The sequence below is a fragment of the Cupriavidus sp. 05N40 genome, assembly GCF_056397305.1.
In genome coordinates, this window is sequence record NZ_JBFTND010000435.1 from 1 (window position 1) to 1421 (window position 1421).

Consider the following 1421-nt stretch of genomic DNA (forward strand, 5'->3'; position numbering starts at 1 on the left):
GCCGAGGACATCGGCGGCCGCCCGGCCGACTCGATGCTGGCGCTCGCCTACAAGAAGCCGATCTCGATCGAGTTCCGCGACGTCACGCTGAAGCAGCTGTTCGAGGTGGTGTCGCGCTCGTCCGGGCTGAACTTCCTGTTCGACAAGGACGTGCGCACAGACCAGAAGGCCACGGTGTTCCTGCGCAACAGCACGGTCGAGTCCGTGGTGTTCTTCACGCTGCTGACGAACCAGCTCGAGCAGCAGGTGCTCAACGAGAATACGGTGCTGATCTACCCGAACACGCCGAACAAGCTCAAGGACTACCAGGAGCTGATGGTCCGCACCTTCCACCTCGCCAACACCGACGCCAAGATGGTGGCCAACACGCTCAAGACCATCCTCAAGACGCGCGACGTCGTCGTCGACGACAAGCTCAACATGCTGATCGTGCGCGACAGCCCCGAGGCGATCCGGCTGGCGTCGCGGCTGGTGGCGCTGCACGACGTGCCGGAGCCGGAAGTCATGCTGGAGGTGGAGATCCTGGAGGTCAAGCGCGACCGGCTCACCACGCTCGGCGTGGCCTGGCCCGACAGCCTGAGCCTGACCCCGATCCCATCCGCCGCCGGCGGCGTGCTGACGCTGCGCGACCTGATGAACCTGACCAGCTCGAAGGTGGCGGCCGGCATCGGGCCGCTGACCATCAACGCAGGCACCATCGAGTCCTCCGCGAAGCTGCTCGCCAATCCGCGCATCCGCGCGCGCAACCACGAGAAGGCCAAGATCCTGATCGGCGACCGCGTGCCGTTGATCACCACCACATCCACCGCTACCGGCTTCGCATCGGAGTCCATCAACTACATTGATGTCGGCCTGAAGCTGGACGTGGAGCCTGCGGTGCACCTGGACAACGACGTGGCGATCAAGGTCTCGCTCGAAGTCAGCAACATCGTGAGCCAGCTCACGACCAAGTCGGGCTCGGTGGCCTACCAGATCGGCACGCGCACGGCCAGCACGACGCTGCGCCTGCGCGACGGCGAGAACCAGGTGCTGGCCGGCCTGATCAGCGACGAGGACCGCCGCAACGCGAAGAAGATTCCCGGCCTCGGGGACCTGCCGGTGCTCAGCCGCCTGTTCGGCAGCTCCGCCGACGAAAACCAGAACACCGAGATCGTGTTATCGATCACGCCCCACCTGATCCGCAATATCGAGCGTCCCGCGCCAGCCGTGCTGACCTTCGCCGCGGGAACGGAAACGAGCTTGCGGCTGCGGCCCGAGGGCCTGACCGTGCCGTCCGCCCGCGCACCACTGATCGCGCTGTCCGGCCAGCCCGGCGCGGGCGCCGCGCAGGCCGTGGCCATGCCCGTATCGCTGCCAGCCGCGGCCGCGGCCGCGCCAGCCGGCACCGCCGCCGATCCCGGTGCCGCGGCGCAGCCCGCGCC

At 67.6% G+C, this 1421-nt stretch carries 1 protein-coding gene; it reads left to right on the forward strand.

The window, feature by feature from the left end:
• Positions 1–1421 (forward strand): type II secretion system protein GspD (locus tag AC1DO7_RS41295; protein ID WP_477117577.1); only part of this gene is annotated, 1421 nt, incomplete at both ends.